Origin of the sequence: Rhizobium terrae, from assembly GCF_003425685.1 — a bacterium.
In the GTDB taxonomy this organism is placed as follows: domain Bacteria; phylum Pseudomonadota; class Alphaproteobacteria; order Rhizobiales; family Rhizobiaceae; genus Neorhizobium; species Neorhizobium terrae.
The window spans coordinates 38,470-53,326 of sequence record NZ_QJKM01000013.1 but is presented as its reverse complement, the minus strand read 5'-3'; the positions used below and the strand labels follow the sequence as shown (position 1 = coordinate 53,326).

General features: G+C 65.1%; 15 protein-coding genes and 2 riboswitches. Of the genes, 5 read left to right on the top strand and 10 right to left on the bottom strand.

Going from position 1 to position 14,857, the window contains the following annotated elements:
• Positions 1 to 40: 40 nt before the first annotated feature.
• Positions 41 to 1,150, top strand: a complete 1,110-nt coding sequence (locus DMO26_RS23140) for a cobalt-precorrin-5B (C(1))-methyltransferase (RefSeq protein WP_117194531.1) — start codon at positions 41 to 43, stop codon at positions 1,148 to 1,150.
• On the opposite strand, the gene cobM is transcribed toward DMO26_RS23140, so the two are convergent.
• From cobM to cbiE, 3 genes are read right to left on the bottom strand one after another with little or no spacing between them, the layout of a single operon-like run.
• The gene (gene cobM, locus DMO26_RS23135; protein ID WP_117194530.1) at positions 1,126 to 1,923 is read right to left on the bottom strand and encodes a precorrin-4 C(11)-methyltransferase; all 798 of its coding nucleotides are present in this window, start codon (positions 1,921 to 1,923) and stop codon (positions 1,126 to 1,128) included. The genes DMO26_RS23140 and cobM overlap by 25 nt on opposite strands.
• Positions 1,920 to 2,321: a cobalamin biosynthesis protein gene (locus DMO26_RS23130; RefSeq protein ID WP_117194529.1), complete on the bottom strand. Its 402-nt coding sequence runs from the start codon at positions 2,319 to 2,321 to the stop codon at positions 1,920 to 1,922. The genes cobM and DMO26_RS23130 overlap by 4 nt, the downstream gene beginning before the upstream one ends.
• Positions 2,318 to 3,571: a precorrin-6y C5,15-methyltransferase (decarboxylating) subunit CbiE gene (gene cbiE, locus DMO26_RS23125; RefSeq protein WP_226951400.1), complete on the bottom strand. Its 1,254-nt coding sequence runs from the start codon at positions 3,569 to 3,571 to the stop codon at positions 2,318 to 2,320. Before cbiE ends, DMO26_RS23130 begins: the two co-directional genes overlap by 4 nt.
• Position 3,572: 1 nt before the next feature.
• On the opposite strand from cbiE, the gene DMO26_RS23120 reads away from it, so the two are divergent.
• Positions 3,573 to 4,340, top strand: a complete 768-nt coding sequence (locus DMO26_RS23120; protein ID WP_117194667.1) for a cobalt-precorrin-6A reductase — start codon at positions 3,573 to 3,575, stop codon at positions 4,338 to 4,340.
• On the opposite strand, the gene DMO26_RS23115 is transcribed toward DMO26_RS23120, so the two are convergent.
• From DMO26_RS23115 to DMO26_RS23085, 7 genes are read right to left on the bottom strand one after another with little or no spacing between them, the layout of a single operon-like run.
• Positions 4,304 to 5,080: a precorrin-3B C(17)-methyltransferase gene (locus tag DMO26_RS23115; RefSeq protein WP_117194527.1), complete on the bottom strand. Its 777-nt coding sequence runs from the start codon at positions 5,078 to 5,080 to the stop codon at positions 4,304 to 4,306. The two genes, DMO26_RS23120 and DMO26_RS23115, sit on opposite strands and share 37 nt — an antisense overlap.
• Entirely contained in the window at positions 5,077 to 5,829 is a 753-nt protein-coding gene (locus DMO26_RS23110) for a precorrin-2 C(20)-methyltransferase (RefSeq protein WP_117194526.1), read from the bottom strand. The genes DMO26_RS23115 and DMO26_RS23110 overlap by 4 nt, the downstream gene beginning before the upstream one ends.
• Entirely contained in the window at positions 5,826 to 6,455 is a 630-nt protein-coding gene (locus tag DMO26_RS23105) for a precorrin-8X methylmutase (RefSeq protein ID WP_117194525.1), read from the bottom strand. The genes DMO26_RS23110 and DMO26_RS23105 overlap by 4 nt, the downstream gene beginning before the upstream one ends.
• A complete protein-coding gene (gene cobG / locus DMO26_RS23100; RefSeq protein WP_117194524.1) occupies positions 6,452 to 7,819 on the bottom strand; it encodes a precorrin-3B synthase in 1,368 nt (455 codons plus the stop codon). Before cobG ends, DMO26_RS23105 begins: the two co-directional genes overlap by 4 nt.
• Positions 7,816 to 11,166: a cobaltochelatase subunit CobN gene (gene cobN, locus DMO26_RS23095; RefSeq protein ID WP_117194523.1), complete on the bottom strand. Its 3,351-nt coding sequence runs from the start codon at positions 11,164 to 11,166 to the stop codon at positions 7,816 to 7,818. The genes cobG and cobN overlap by 4 nt, the downstream gene beginning before the upstream one ends.
• Positions 11,167 to 11,184: 18 nt before the next feature.
• Positions 11,185 to 12,234: a cobalamin biosynthesis protein CobW gene (cobW, locus tag DMO26_RS23090; RefSeq protein ID WP_117194522.1), complete on the bottom strand. Its 1,050-nt coding sequence runs from the start codon at positions 12,232 to 12,234 to the stop codon at positions 11,185 to 11,187.
• Positions 12,231 to 12,623: a DUF1636 family protein gene (locus tag DMO26_RS23085; RefSeq protein ID WP_117194521.1), complete on the bottom strand. Its 393-nt coding sequence runs from the start codon at positions 12,621 to 12,623 to the stop codon at positions 12,231 to 12,233. The genes cobW and DMO26_RS23085 overlap by 4 nt, the downstream gene beginning before the upstream one ends.
• 107 nt (positions 12,624 to 12,730) lie before the next feature.
• Positions 12,731 to 12,951: riboswitch (cobalamin riboswitch) on the bottom strand.
• A gap of 71 nt (positions 12,952 to 13,022) precedes the next feature.
• Positions 13,023 to 13,234, top strand: a riboswitch (cobalamin riboswitch).
• A 36-nt stretch (positions 13,235 to 13,270) separates the two neighbouring features.
• On the opposite strand from DMO26_RS23085, the gene DMO26_RS23080 reads away from it, so the two are divergent.
• Genes DMO26_RS23080 through cobO form a run of 3 tightly spaced genes read left to right on the top strand, consistent with a single transcriptional unit; the run spans position 13,271 to position 14,856 of the window.
• Positions 13,271 to 13,447 (top strand): CbtB domain-containing protein, encoded by a 177-nt coding sequence (locus tag DMO26_RS23080; protein WP_117194520.1) that lies wholly within the window; start codon positions 13,271 to 13,273, stop codon positions 13,445 to 13,447.
• 30 nt (positions 13,448 to 13,477) lie between these two features.
• Positions 13,478 to 14,245 carry a CbtA family protein gene (locus DMO26_RS23075; protein WP_117194519.1) on the top strand — a complete coding sequence of 256 codons (768 nt, stop codon included), beginning with the start codon at positions 13,478 to 13,480 and terminating at the stop codon, positions 14,243 to 14,245.
• Positions 14,242 to 14,856 (top strand): cob(I)yrinic acid a,c-diamide adenosyltransferase, encoded by a 615-nt coding sequence (gene cobO / locus DMO26_RS23070; RefSeq protein WP_117194518.1) that lies wholly within the window; start codon positions 14,242 to 14,244, stop codon positions 14,854 to 14,856. Before DMO26_RS23075 ends, cobO begins: the two co-directional genes overlap by 4 nt.
• Position 14,857: the final 1 nt, after the last annotated feature.

Sequence of the window (14,857 nt, the reverse complement as noted above, 5' to 3'; positions counted from 1 at the left end):
ACCGGTGACGCTCGGTTCCGGTCGGGATATAGAAACGGCCATGGAAGTAGATGGCAAGAACCTGCGCCGTGGCTGGACCACGGGAACCTGCGCGGCGGCGGCCAGCAAGGCGGCCTGTCTTGCGCTCGTTTCCGGGCAGTTTCCGGAGATGGTGGACGTGACGCTGCCGGGTGGGCAACGGCCAAGCTTTGCGCTTGCCATGGAAGAGGCCGGCGAAGGTTTTGCCAAGGCCGGCATCGTCAAGGATGCCGGCGACGATCCCGACGTCACGCATGGGGCGCTGATCATGAGCACCGTGCGGCGCGGGCCGGCCGGCAGCGGCCTTGTCTTCAAGGCGGGGCCGGGTGTCGGCACGGTCACGCGCCCCGGGCTGCCCCTGCCGCCCGGCGAACCTTCCATCAATCCCGTGCCGCGAAAGATGATCGCGGAAGCGATCACCGACGCGGCGGATGGCGAGACCGATTTCGAAGTGGAGATTTCCGTCGCCGACGGCGAGAAGATCGCCGAGAAGACGTTGAATGGCCGACTCGGCATTCTGGGCGGGATTTCGATCCTCGGCACGACGGGGATCGTCATTCCGTTTTCCTGCTCGGCCTGGATCCATTCCATCTGGCGCGGCATCGACGTGGCGCGGGCAGCCGGCCTCGATCATGTGTGCGGATCGACCGGGAGCACGTCCGAAAAGGCGGCGCAGGTTCATCATGGCCTCTCCGAGATCGCGCTCATCGACATGGGCGATTTCGTCGGCGGCATGCTGAAATACCTGCGCGACCATCCGGTGCCCAAGGTGACGATCGCCGGCGGCGTCGCCAAGGTGACCAAGCTCGCCCAGGGCATGCTCGACGTGCATTCCAAGCGAGGCCTTGCCGATCTCGAAGCTTTGGCGAAGGTCGCGGCGGAAGCCGACGCGGATGCCGGTCTGGTGGAGCGTATCGCGGCCGCCAACACGGTCCTGCAGGCTTTCTCGCTTGCCGGCGAAAGCGGACTGGCGCTTGGCGATCGCATTGCCGCGCTCGCCTGGAAAACGGCCGCAAACGTGCTGAAGGATCCGGCGATTGCCCTGGAAATTCTCGTCTTCGACCGCGAAGGCCGGCTTGTCGGCTGCGCGCCGTTCACCCCGTCCGATCATTCGGAATCCTTGTCCGTCTGACTCCGGCTCAACTGGTTCCAGCCCGGCCGGAAACGTCGCACATAGTCGGCATTGTAAAGCCGGCTTTCGGCGAAATTCGTCGAACCTAGCCCCTTGCCGACGAAGATTAGCGCGGTGCGCTCGGCCGGTTCTTCCGCAAGTTTCGCCTCGATGTCGGCAAGCGTACCGCGGATGATCCGCTCTTCCGGCCAGGAGGCGCGCACCACGATCGCAACCGGGCAGTCGGCGCCGTAAAGCGGCGTCAATTCCACAACGATCTTGCCGAGTGCATGGATGGCGAGGTGGATCGCCAGAGTCGCGCCCGTGGCGCCGAAGGCGGCCAGAGTTTCGCCCTCCGGCATCCGGGAGGCGCGGCCGGACACGCGGGTGAGCACCAGGCTCTGCGCCACTTCCGGAATGGTCAGCTCCCGTTTCAACGCTGCAGCGGCGGCGGCAAACGAGGGTACGCCGGGCGTCAGCGTATAGGCGATACCGTGTTTTTCCAACCGGCGGATCTGCTCGGCCACCGCGCTCCAGACGGAAAGATCGCCCGAATGCAGCCGCGCCACGTCTTTGCCCGCCTCGTGGGCGGCGACATATTCCGCCTCGATCTCATCCAGCGACAGCGAGCCGGTATCGACGATCCGCGCATCCTTGGGGCACCAGTCGAGCAGTTCCTTGGGCATGATCGAGCCGGCATAGAGGCAGACCGGCGAGCACGCGAGGATGTCACGGCCGCGTACGGTGATGAGATCGGCGGCGCCCGGTCCGGCGCCGATGAAATGCACGGTCATGCTCCGTCCTTCATGAACAATTCCTCCGAGCGCGCCAGCGCGCAGGTGGCGCCTTCGGCAATCACGCGTGCTGCGAGGAGCACCGCCCCATCGCCTGCGCCGGCAAGCGCGGCGGCTTCCGAAAGGCTCGGGGTCGCGGTTTGCGCAAGGCTATGGTTCGAAACGGTTTTCGTCCGGCCTTCGGCCTGTTTCAGGGCCGCGCCGTCGAGAATATGCAGCGGTAGAGCCAGTCGGTCGGCCAGTTCATGGATCGCCGGCTCGTCGCGCTTTATTTCCCCGGTCGCCAGTGCGGCAATGGATTCACGTGAAATGCCCGCAGCAGCACATGCGGCATCCAGCGCCGAAAGTAGCGCTTGCGCAGGGGTTCCCTTTCTGCAGCCGAGACCTGCAACGATCACGTGGGTTCTCCGGGCTTCGTCCAGGTCCATTGCGTTACGGGCATGGCCGGTTTCCAGCCGCTCATGGAACCGATCGGCGCCGCACGGGATATTTCGATGCGGGTCAGTTCTCCGCCAAGCCTTGCCCGTGCAGCGAGAAGGACGGTCTCCATTTCGAGCGTCACGGCATTGGCGACCAGCCGGCCGCCGGGCTTCAGCGCCTCCACGGCCGTATCGAAGACGCATGGATCGCTGCCGCCGCCGCCGATGAAGATCGCATCCGGCTGCCGTAGGCCGGCCAGCGCGTCCGGCGCCTGCCCTTCGATGACGTCGAGTCCCGGTACGCCGAAGGCCACGGCATTGCGGCGGATGCGTGCGGCGCGTTCCGGATGGGCCTCGATCGCAACAGCGCTCAGCGAGGGATCGGCAAGCATCCATTCGATGCCGATCGAGCCGGAACCGGCACCGATATCCCAGAGGAATTCCCCGCGGCGTGGCGCGAGCGCCGAGAGTGTGAGGGCTCGGACCTCCCGCTTGGTGATCTGGCCGTCATGTTCGAACAGCACGTCGTCCAGCCCGGAGGTCCGGGAAAGGATGCGGGCGCCTGGTTCGGCCGACACTTCGATGGCGACGACGTTGAGGGCATTGACGTCCGCCAGGGCGAACCGGCCCGCTTGCGCGGAACGGATGCGTTCGGCCGTGCCGCCCAAGGCCTCCAGCACCGTCATGCGCGACCGGCCGAAACCGCTTTCGGTCAGCAATGCCGCAAGCTCCGCCGGTCCTTTTTCATCGGAAGTCAGCGCGGCGATCCGCCGGCCGGGGTGCAGGAGGGGTCGAACGAGATCGACCGGCCGGCCGTGAAGGGAAACCGTCTCGATTTCCTGCAAGGGCCAGCCCAGCCGGGAGGCGGCCAGCGAAAAGGCGGATGGCGCCGGATAGGCGGTGAATTCCCCCGCCTGAACATGTCGCGCCAGCGTCGCGCCGACCCCGAAGAAGAAAGGATCGCCGGAGGCCAGCACGCAGATCTTTTGACCGCGCAACGCCAAGACGTTGCGCATGGCGACATCGAAAGGCGTCGGCCAGGGTCTTGCTTGGCCCGATATCAGCGATGCCGCCAGTTCCAGATGCCGCCTGCCGCCGAAGACGACGGCGGCCGACGAAATAGCGCTCCGTGCGGCCTCGCCAAGCCCTTTTGCGCCGTCCTCGCCGATGCCGACGATGGACAGCCAGCGGCTTTGGGTTAAAGGTCCTTCGACTGATTCAGGAGGCAACTTGAAACACTCCATTCTCATTCTCGGAGGCACCGCGGAGGCCAGGGCGCTGGCTGGACGGCTTGCGGACGATCCACGCTTTGCCGTGGAATTCTCGCTTGCCGGCAGGACGCGCGTACCGGTCGAACAGCCCGTGCCGGTGCGGGTCGGCGGCTTCGGCGGAGCGGAGGGGCTTGCCGACTATCTTAGGCAAAAGGCTTTCACGGTTCTGATCGATGCGACGCATCCCTATGCGGCGCAGATTTCCCGCAACGCGGCGGCGGCCTCGACGCGCGCCGCCATACCACTGGTCGCGCTGCGCCGTTCCCCCTGGCAGCCGCAGCCGGGTGATCGCTGGATCGAGGTCGACAGCGTCGGCGATGCTGTGGGGGTATTGGGCGGAAAACCCCGAAAAATCTTCCTCACACTCGGCCGGCAGGAACTGCTGCCTTTCGAAGCCGCCCCCCAGCATCGCTACCTCATCCGCAGCGTCGATCCGGTCGATCCGCCGTTGAACATCCCCAGCGCGATCTATCTCACCTCGCGCGGGCCTTTCGCCGAAGCGGATGAAATGCAACTGCTCAAGGAGCACGACATCGAGGTGATCGTCGCCAAGAACAGCGGCGGTCCGGCAAGTTACGGCAAGATCGCGGCCGCTCGTGCGCTCGGCATCCAGATCGTCATCGTGCGGCGGCCGGACCTGCCGGATGTCCCGTCCGTGCAGACCATCGACGAGATGCTGGCATGGCTCGATCATGCGCCATCGCTCCCCGATCCACCCCTGAAATAGCGCGGCGAATAGACGATCGGGCGGTTTTCTCCGCGCTGGATAATCCGCGTTTCGGCCGTTCCGACGATCACGCAGGTCGCCATGTCCGCCATTCCGCCCTGCGCCTCCGCCAGCGGTACGATGCGGATCGCTTCGTCCGGCCGTCCGGCAGCTCGGCCGAAGACGACCGGCACGGCGACCGGCAGATAACCGCGCAGGAGATCGAAGGCTTCGTCGAGCTGATGCGGCCGGGCCTTGCTGACCGGGTTATAGAAGGCCATGACGAAACCGGCCCGCGCCGCCGCAATCAGCCGCTTTTCGATGACGGGCCAGGGCTTCAGGTTGTTGGAAAGCGATATCGCGCAGAAATCGTGGCCGAGCGGCGCGCCTGCCCTGGCCGCCACCGCCAGCATGGCGGTGACCCCTGGGATGACCGAAAGCTCGATCTGCCGCCATTCGACGGGGCCCTCGTCGATCGCCTCGCAGACGGCGGCCGCCATGGCGAAGACGCCGGGATCGCCGCCGGAAACGACACAGACCCTGCCGCCGTTCGCCGCCATTTCGAGCGCCGCCCTCGCGCGGACCAGTTCCTCGCGGTTATCGGAGGCATGGCGACGCTGATCCGCCCGAAGGTTCAGGCGGTCGATATACGGAAAATAACCGAAAAAATCCTCGGCGGCTGCAATTGCGGCAAGTGCCTCCGTCGTCATCTGGTCCGGATTTCCCGGGCCAAGGCCGACGACAGTCAGGGACCCCGTCATCGAACGTCTCCGGGGCGGGTTTTCCAGCCGGGTACGAGTACGATCGAAAAATAAGGGGCCGGACTTTCATCACGCTCTTCCAGCTTCGCAGCCGCGCCGTTCGCCATGGTGCCTCGCTCCACATAGAGAGCGTCCGAGAGCTTGCCGGCGGAAGCAAGCGCCCGCCTGATCTTCGGCAGGTTGCGGCCGACCTTCATGATCACGGCGCCGTCCGTATTCGCCAGCCGTTCGGCGAGTTTTTCCTCCGACAGCGTGCCCGGCAGCACGCTCAAGATATCGTCGCCCTGCACCAGCGGTAGGCCGGTCATCGACCAGCAGCCGGACATGGCGGTGATGCCGGCCACGACCTCGGCCTGGTAGCGGTTCTGCAAACGCACATGCAGGTGCATGTAGGAGCCGTAGAACAGGGGGTCGCCTTCGCTGAGCACGACGACATTCTTGCCGGCGTCGAGAAGCGCTGCGATATCTTCCGCGGAACGATCGAAGAAATCGGCGATCGGGCCTTTGTACCCGGCTTCGTCCTTCTGCGTCTCGACGGTGACCGGATAGACCAGCGGCAGTTCCAGCGTGCCCGGCCGCATATGTGTTTCGACGATGGCACGGCCGTTGCCGCTCGATCCCTTCTTGCAGAAGAAGGCGATGACGTCAGCCTCGTTGATGGCGCGCACGGCTTTGAGCGTCAGAAGTTCCGGATCGCCGGGGCCGGTTCCGACGCCGGTCACTTTGCCTTTGAGGATCGCCGCGTTCAAAGCCCGGCCCTCGCCAGTGCGTTGATGCAGGCCGCCGTCATGGCCGAACCGCCCATGCGGCCCCGCACTACCGCATAGGGAATGCCATGAGCCGATTCGATCAGCGCTTCCTTCGATTCGGCGGCGCCCACGAAACCGACCGGCATGCCGATGATCGCCGCCGGGCGCGGCGCGCCGGCATCCAGCATTTCGAGCAGGCGGAACAGCGCCGTCGGCGCATTCCCGATGGCAACCACGGCGCCTTCCATCTCGTCCCAGAGATCCAGGGCGGCAGCGGAACGGGTGTTGCCCAGCGTCTTCGCCAGTTCGATCGTACGACTGTCGCGCAGCGTGCAGATCACGTCGTTATCGGCCGGCAGGCGGGTACGGGTAACGCCATGGGCCACCATCTCGGCGTCGCAATAGATCGGCCGGCCATCGTAAAGCGCGCCGCGCGCATGGGCGACGAAATCCCTCGAGAACCGGAAATGCTGGGCCGCTTCCACCAACCCGCAGGCGTGGATCATGCGCACCGCGATCTCTGCCTGCTCGCTGGAAAAGGGAGAAAGGTCGGCTTCTTCACGAATGATCGCAAACGATCTTTCGTAGATCGCATCACCTTCACGGATGTAGTCGTAATTGTTCATGGTCGTCCTGACATGACAGTTGCCGCTAGGTGCCCGGACCCGAGCCGAGCGAGGCAGGCGGCGGAATTTTCACCCGCTCGCCGTTCCGATCTTACGAGATCGGCAAGGCGGCGAAGCGCGGCGTTGGTATCGGCAAAAGCGGCTGTCGCAAAGGGTAGATCCGACGCTTTTCCGAGATGAATGACGGACAGTCCGGCCGCCGTGCCGCAGAGTACGAGCGCTGAGGCTTGCGGATGGGCGCAGCCCTTCGGACAGCCAGAAACGTGCAGCTTGAACGAACCGTCCAGCAGATCACCGCATTCGGCTGCAGCGCGGGCGGCGATCTCATGGGTGGCGATCGTCGCGGAAGCACAAGCGGGGCTTCCGGGGCAGGTGGCGATCTGGCCCCGCGAATCGGCCGCGGATGTGATGAAGCCGTTTTCGGCGGCGAAGGCTGTGAGCGCTTTGCAGCTTTCCTGTTCGCCGAAGAAGATGAGGGAGTGGTCGAAGGCGGGCTTGAGGGATCTTATTCCCAGGCGCGTGGCTTCGCTGCAGAGCGCGACGAGTTTTTCGGCGACGATTTGGCCGAAGGCCGGGCCGATGCCGGTGGCGCAGAGGTTTCCTGCAAGGACGAAGGTGCCGAAGGGGCCTTTCACGCGCGGGTGGGAAGAGGCCGGCATACCGCCTCCTGGTCTATCCATGTCCAGCTCGGCGCTTTCCGCCAAACTGCCTGCCAGATCGTGACCGCGAGCCCTGGGGCCGAGCTCGGAGAGCCTGTGCAACAGGCCGATTGTGGCTTCGACCGCCTGTGTTTCACGTAAAACATTGAAAACACGGCCGGACTCTTCCGTGCCGCCAAGCAGGACCTTCCAGCGGACTTCGCCCTCGACGCGGAGCGCCACCAGCCGGATATCGGCCAGCAGCTCGGAAAGGCGCAACTGCCCGTGCCCGTCGGCAACGACCGACATTTTCGGCGCCAGCCCGGTGATGCCGCGAGCGCCTTCGCGGATTGCTTCCGCAAGCGGCCGGGGGTCGGCGATTTCCATCTCGTCCATGCCGGCAAGTGGCGGCACTTCGACCGCAAGCCCCTCGCGAAGCGGCAGGTCCAGAGCACGGACATCGGCGTCCAGCAGCGGCGCCGCGGTCGTGCTCAGCCCACGAACCTGAAGGTTGCCCCGGGCCGAAATGTCGAGCATGCCGTTGCCGTGCCGGCGGGCGAGGCGGCTCAGCCCGATCAGCTGCCCCGGCGAAATCGCCGCGGTCAGCGCGACGCGAGCCAGAAGTCCGTCGCCGCTCATCATCGGCGCGGAAAGAGCCGGGCAGGCGCCGCGGCGCATGTCGGCGAGGTCGCGATCGTGAGAAGTCGTCGTTACCGCCATCGTCATGCGACCTCCTCCATCAGCATTTCCAGTTCGGCATCCACCGCATTGCGGCGCGGATGCCAGAGACCGCGGCGCAGCGCCGAGCGGAAACGTTCGCCCATGTAGCGGGCACCTTCCGGGTTCTGGGAAAGCAGGAAATCGCGCACTGTCGTGTCGCCGAGATAGGCGTCGTACGCGGCGTCGATCAGCGATTGCGGGATGGCATGGGTGGTTTCGGCAAAGCCGATCAGCCGGTCCACCGTTTCGACAAGCTCTGCCGCGCCGCGCGGGCCGTGGCGCAACTGGCCGGCAATGAAGCGCGGGTTGACGGCGCGGGCGCGCACCAGGCGGGTCACGGCCTCGGAAATGGAACGGGCTTTCGGCCTCAAGGGATCCGTGGTGTCCAGCGCGATCACGTCGGCCTTGCCGCCGAGCGCGGCCACGGCTGCCGAAAAGCCGCCGATGAAGGCGACATCCGCCGAACCGTCCAGGAGATCGCGGCCGGGATCGTCGCCGGTATGGACGAGGAGATCGGCATTGCCGATCCGTTCGGCAAAACGTCCGGGCATCACCGACGCCTCCCCTTCGGCGCCGCCAAAGGCATGGCTGGCGGCATCGAGATAGATGCGGCCGAGTTCCTCGCGTTCGTCCCACGTCCCGTCGGCCAGCTTTTCCTCGATGCCGGAACCGTAAGTGCCGGGCGCCGAACCGAAGATGCGTGGCGGCACGTGGCCGATGGTCCGCGCTTCTTCGGCAAGCGGATTGTCGCCCGGAGCCTCCTCGCGGGCGGCGATGGCGCGCATGGCGGCGTCGAGAAGCGCGATCAGTGCGGGAAACATGTCGCGGAACAGGCCGGAAATGCGCAGCGTCACATCGATGCGCGGACGGCCGAGCCGGGCCGGCGGCAGAACCTCGATACCGGTCACGCGGCCGGTTGCGGCATCCTGCATCGGCCTGGTTCCCATGAGAGCAAGCACCTGGGCCACTTCCTCGCCCCCGCTTCTCAGCGATGCGCTTCCCCAGAGATCGAAGACGAGGTTTTTCGGCCAGTCGCCATGATCCTGCAGGTAACGGCGGAGGATTTCGTCTGCCGCCCGTTTGCCGAGTTCGAAGGCGGTCGGCGTCGGGAGCGTACGCGGATCGCTGGTGAAAAGATTGCGGCCGGTCGGCATCACGTCGCGGCGGCCCCGTGCGGGTGCACCGGATGGGCCGGGACGGACGTGCCTGCCGTCCAGCGCATCGATGAGGGCCTGCCGTTCCGCGCGGGCGCTTTCCTGCCGCAGGGGATCGTCGTCCTGCTCCGAGACCTCGCCGAACACATGCTGCCCGTCTTTGATGGCGAGATCCTTGAGATCGCAGAGAAAGGCGTCGATGCGCGTCAGTGCCGTGTCCGGGTCGTCGTCGCGGGAAACGCCGGCTTCCGAGGCCAATCCCGTCTCGCGCGCGGTCTCGACGATCAGTGTGGCCAGGCGGTCGCGGCGGCGCCGATCCAGTCCGTCCGCCTGGGCGTATTCATCGACCAGCAGTTCGAGTTTCTTCTGCTCATCGGACAGGCCCGCGCCGGTCAGGACCGGAGGCAGGTGGCCGACGGTCACCGCGGAAATCCGCCGCTTGGCGACGGCTGCCTCGCCCGGATTGGAAACGATGAAGGGATAGATGACCGGAAGGCCGCCGGTGACGCGTTCCGGGAAGCAATCCTTCGAAAGCGCCACCGTCTTGCCCGGCAGCCATTCCAGCGTGCCATGCGCGCCGACATGTACGAGGGCATGCGCACCCAGCTCGTTGCGCATCCATTGGCCGAAGGCGATCAGAGCGTGACGCGGGGGAAGATCAGGGCTGTGGTAGTCGGCGCGGCGGTCGGCATTGCGGCCGCGATCCGGCGCGAGCGCCACGGTGACGTTGCCGAATCGCGCGGCATGGAAGCGGAAGAAGCCGCCTTCCATATCCTCGTCCCCGTCCGGCGAACCCCAGGCTGCTTCCGCACCGGCCGTCGAACGATAGTCCGACAGTGCCATCCTTGCGGATTTCAAAGCCAGGAGATCGAGGAGATCGCGTGGCGTCCGAGGAATATCCGAGACGGAATAGCCGGCCAGCGAAAGACCTCGCAACATGGATAGCACGCTTTGCGGCACGTCCAGTCCCACCGCGTAACCGGTGCGGCCCGGCGCGCTCGGATAGTTCGGCATCAGGATGACGATCTTCCGCTCGGCTCGGGAAGCCAGTTTCAGCCGGAGGAAGGCTGCGATACGTTCGGCGACCTGTTCGACCCGGTCGGATTCTGGCTGGTTGACGAGATTGGCGGAGCTGCTGCCCATCTTGAACGAGATCGCTCCGGCGAAGATCCTGCCATCGAGTTCCGGCAGAACCACATGCATGGCAAGGTCGGCCGGGTTCAGGCCGCGGCGGCCTTCCCCCCAGCCGTCGCGCCGCGTCGTGGCGACGACGACCTGAAAGACGGGGATGCCGCTGCGGTCGAAGACGGTTTCGCCCTGGTCGTCCGTGCCGCTGGCAAAGGCGGTCGTCGCGATGATCGCGGCCGGCCCAAAGTCCATGACGGCCTGCTCGACGAATGCGACGGAATCCGCATCCTTCAGGCCGTTGACGAAGATCGGCAGCGGCGCGAAACCCCGTCCTGCCAGCGCCTCGAAAAGAGCGTCGACCGGTGCCGCATCATTGGCGAGCAGCATGGAACGGTAGAAGAGGATCGGCAGGCGCGGTGCATCCGGCGAAAAGCCGGCCAGCAGATCGCTCGCTCGGACGATGCCGCGGCCGGGCTTGTAAAAGCCGGCTTTAGGCATCGGCGCCGCCTGCGGCAGGATGTCCGCGCCACCATCGGCAAGCGCGCTCAGCCTCTGCGCCAGCCGCCGCATATTGTCCGGCCCGCCTTCGCGAAAGCAGGCAAGTATGCCGGAAAGCATCCCTTCCGAAACCGTCGAGGCGACGGCCAAGCGCTCGTCGCGAATGCTGCATTCGCCAGGGAGAAGGCAGAGCGCGATCTTCCTGCGCCTCGCCATGCGCGACAATTCATTCACGCCATAGGCCCAGCGGTCATAGCCGCCGAGGATGCGGACGAGGATGACCTTCGCATGAACCGCCGTCTTTTCCAGCCACAGATCGACCGACATCGGATGGCGGAGGTCGGAGAGACTGGCGAGGGCGAGGGATGGATATGTTGATTGCCCGCTTCCACAACCAGCGAGGCCGTCACCCTTCTCTCGCCCGCAGTGCCCGACCGAATTCCAGGCCGCAGCAATTCCATTCAGGTCGCTGCCGGAAAACGACAGCACCACCACATCGGCCGGCGACTGGTTGAGGTCGACCGGCTCGATCAGGTCGTCGAGCGACGACGATGTGGTGGCGAGTATGTGCATGCCTTCCTCGAGGCCGTTTCAAGCGGCCAGCATCCTTTCGATCGCCGCGCGGTCGATGCCCTTTTCGCCGATCACCACGAGGCGGCTCCGGCGAGGCTCGTTTGCGCCCCAAGCGCGGTCGAAATAGTGGTTCACGCGCGATCCTACCGCCTGGACCTGCAGGCGCATCGGCTTGTTCGCGACTTCCACGAAGCCTTTTATGCGCAGCACGTTTTCCGCTTCCGCGGTCGCGGAGATGCGGGCGGCGAGCGCCTCGGCATCCGTCACGGCGGCCAGATCGACGACAAAGCTGTCGAAATCGTCGTGATCGTGGTCCAGTTCGTCGTCATGATGGGTCTTGCGGTTTTCGATATCGTCCTCGACGGCGAGGCCGAGGCCGACCAGAACGGCCGGGTCGATCACGCCGTTGGCGGCCGAAACGATTTTCACCGCCCGCGGCAGATGGGCCGAGACGCGCTCCCTTGCCGCGGCAAGACCGTCCGCGGTGAGCAGATCGCTTTTGGTGAGCACGATCATGTCGGCGCATGCCACCTGATCCTCGAAAACCTCCTCGACCGGGTCGTCGTGGTCGATCGAGCCGTCCGCCTGACGCTGGGTTTCCAGCGCGTCATGGTCGTCGGCGACGCGGCCTTCGGCAAGTGCGACGCCGTCCACCACGGCGACGACGCCATCCACCGTCACGCGCGCCTTGACATCCGGCCACTGGAAGGCCTGCACGAGCGGCTTCGGCAGGGCAAGGCCCGAGGTTTCGATCAGGATATGATCGACGCGCGGTTGGCGGGAGAGGATCTGGTCGATCGCCGGCACGAAATCGTCCGCCACGGTGCAGCAGATGCAGCCGTTGGCGAGTTCGATGATATTGTCATCCGGGCAGCTTTCGATGCCGCAGCCTTTCAGCACTTCGCCGTCGATGCCGACATCGCCGAATTCGTTGACGATGATCGCCAGCCGCTTGCCCTCGAGGTTTTCGATCAGGTTGCGGATCAGCGTCGTCTTGCCGGCACCGAGAAAACCGGTGACGACGGTGCAGGGAACGCGATCGAACTTGTTGGCGAAATTGACGCTCATTGGGGCATGTCCTCGTGATGATGGAAGGGGGGGATGCGAGCCGTCATGCCCTTGCCGCGCAGGCAGGCGGGGCGACCGCGAAGGGGCAGGAAACCGCGCTCGTCCCCGGCCAGCATCATCGCGCCGGTGACGATATCGTCGATATTCTCCAGCGTCAGATGGCCGAACACATAGGACCAGCCGGAGCGGTGGTTGAAGGCAGCACTTGGGCTTTTTTCGCAATTGGCAAGGCAGGTGACGGGTTTGACGGCGAGCGGCTTGCCGGCAGCGGCGTCCTTGAGCGCCGCAATCATCGCCACCCCCGGCCGAATATTGCCGTCCGCTTCGTCGCGGCAGTTCGTGCAGACGAAGATCGTCACATCGATGTCGTTCTTGTTCTCGTCACTCATGGTCGGGCCGCATTACCGCCGGGTATCAAAAAATCGGGGTGCGGTGCAGGAAGGTTTGCCCGCCTGCGGTGAATGACCTGAACTTTTCCGGAGCACCCCGCCCGGCAAAGCCTGAAAATCGAACGGCAGGTCTCCTGGCTCGCGGGTCATCGCCATTTGCCTGCCTTCCCAGATTTCCGTCGACCGGATTTCCCAGTGGCTCTTCGGCAGATGGCTCGCCGCCTACAGTTGCGGGGGCAGCCGCGGCATTGGGCCGACAAAAGCCCGCACCGCATTCTCTCTTAGCCCTTCCCGTTGCCGGAAAAGGACCGTCTTCGTTCAACTAAGCCCGGTCGCAGGTCCGTGTCAATGGAGTGCAGCGGGTGTCGCAAAGGCGATTGCCGCTTGGCGGAATTGGTGTATGTTGACGGAGCCTATGGTGCCCGAAGGGCGTTATGAGGGAATGCGGTGCGACGGACTTGCCGTCAAACCCGCGGCTGCCCCCGCAACTGTAAGCGGAAAGTCTTTACCCAAAACGGCCGTTCGGCCGTCAAGCCACTGGAGAAATCCGGGAAGGCGGGAAAGGCGCCCGATCCGCGAGCCAGGAGACCTGCCAGAGGCAAGAAAAACTTCAAGTGCCCTCGGGCGGAGGGTGAAAGGATAAAGCCATGGTTACGAATTCTGCTGCAAGTGCAGTCAGCGTTTCCGCTTCGAAAATCATTCCCCTCGGCATGACGGCCCTTCTCGGCCTGTTCATCGTCGGTTTTGTCGGCTTCTCGCATCTCGAAGTCGTCCACAATGCGGCCCACGATACGCGCCATTCGCTGGCTTTCCCCTGCCACTGAGCGCGTTCGCCACCGAGAGGAATTCTGAAAATGTCGCTGTTTCGTAACATCGTCTTCACGGCGGTGATCGCTGGCCTGTTGTCCGGCCTGCTGATGACCGTGATACAGCATTTTTCTACCGTGCCGCTGATCCTGCAGGCGGAAACCTATGAGAGGGCGGCTCCGGAGGCGGGCCATGGCCACAGCCACGATGCGGCTCCGGCCGCCGGGGCTGCATCGCCTGCGGCAGAGCATCATCACGACGAGGAAGCCTGGGCACCAGCCGACGGCTTCGAGCGCTTCATCTACACTGCGGCCGCCGACATGCTTTCGGCCGTTGGCTTCGGGCTCGTGCTCATCGCCATCGCGGAAGCCCTCGGCGGTTTCAACGGCTGGCGCCGCGGCCTGATGTTCGGCATAGCCGGTTTCCTCACCGTCAGTCTCGCCCCTGGTCTCGGCTTGCCGCCGGAATTGCCGGGCATGCCGGCCGCCGAACTCGGCTCGCGCCAGGTCTGGTGGATTTCGACTGCCGCCTGCACCGCAATCGGGCTCGGCCTCATCGGCTACACCCGTTCCGCCGTGCTTGCAGCGCTGGCGATCGTGCTGCTGGTCGCGCCGCATCTCATCGGCGCGCCGCTGCCACCGACGCATGAGACGGATGTACCGATCGAACTGCATGCCCGTTTCGTCAATGCCGTCTATGCCACGAACCTGGTGTTCTGGGCCGTGCTCGGTACCCTGACCGCGGTCGTACGTGAAAAATTCCGGGCCGGTGAGGATATCGCCGCGCGTCCGGCTGCCGGGCTTGCATCGCGGTGAAGGAGATCGATCAGGCCACCGAGGAGCGCCATCGCGCCAAGATGGCGAACCGGAAGGCGGTGCAGGATGCGGAAGTCGCCGGGAAGAGCTTGGAAAAAGGTCTTCTCATCGTCAACACAGGCTCCGGCAAGGGCAAGTCCACGGCCGCCTTCGGTCTGGCGCTGCGCATGCTCGGCAACAATCGCCGGGTCGGTGTCGTGCAGTTCATCAAGGGTGCCTGGTCGACCGGCGAGCAGCCGGCGCTTGCCGTATTCGGCGACCGCGTCGTCTGGCACACGATGGGCGAAGGCTTCACCTGGGAAACGCAGGACCTGAAACGGGATGTCGCGGCGGCGGAAAAGGCCTGGGAAAAGGCGCTCGACCTGATGGCCGACGAGACGATCGACCTCGTCATCCTTGACGAACTCAATATCGCGCTGCGCTACGATTATCTGGATCTCGACAAGGTCATAGCCACATTGCAGGCCCGCCGGCCGAACCTGCATGTGGTCGTCACCGGCCGCAATGCCAAACCGGCGCTGATCGAGGCGGCCGACATGGTGACCGAGATGACGCTGGTGAAGCATCATTTCAAGGCGGGCGTAAAGGCCCAGGCGGGCATCGAGTTCTAAG

Bases quoted from the DNA above. Each gene is read 5' to 3' on its own strand.
- DMO26_RS23075 (WP_117194519.1), top strand. From the start codon at position 13,478: ATGTCGCTGTTTCGTAACATCGTCTTCACGGCGGTGATCGCTGGCCTG.
- DMO26_RS23140 (WP_117194531.1), top strand. From the start codon at position 41: ATGGAAGTAGATGGCAAGAACCTGCGCCGTGGCTGGACCACGGGAACC.
- DMO26_RS23085 (WP_117194521.1), bottom strand. From the start codon at position 12,623: ATGAGTGACGAGAACAAGAACGACATCGATGTGACGATCTTCGTCTGC.
- cobG (WP_117194524.1), bottom strand. From the start codon at position 7,819: ATGACGATGGCGGTAACGACGACTTCTCACGATCGCGACCTCGCCGAC.
- DMO26_RS23105 (WP_117194525.1), bottom strand. From the start codon at position 6,455: ATGAACAATTACGACTACATCCGTGAAGGTGATGCGATCTACGAAAGA.
- DMO26_RS23115 (WP_117194527.1), bottom strand. From the start codon at position 5,080: ATGACGGGGTCCCTGACTGTCGTCGGCCTTGGCCCGGGAAATCCGGAC.
- cobN (WP_117194523.1), bottom strand. From the start codon at position 11,166: ATGCACATACTCGCCACCACATCGTCGTCGCTCGACGACCTGATCGAG.
- cobW (WP_117194522.1), bottom strand. From the start codon at position 12,234: ATGAGCGTCAATTTCGCCAACAAGTTCGATCGCGTTCCCTGCACCGTC.
- cobM (WP_117194530.1), bottom strand. From the start codon at position 1,923: ATGACCGTGCATTTCATCGGCGCCGGACCGGGCGCCGCCGATCTCATC.
- DMO26_RS23080 (WP_117194520.1), top strand. From the start codon at position 13,271: ATGGTTACGAATTCTGCTGCAAGTGCAGTCAGCGTTTCCGCTTCGAAA.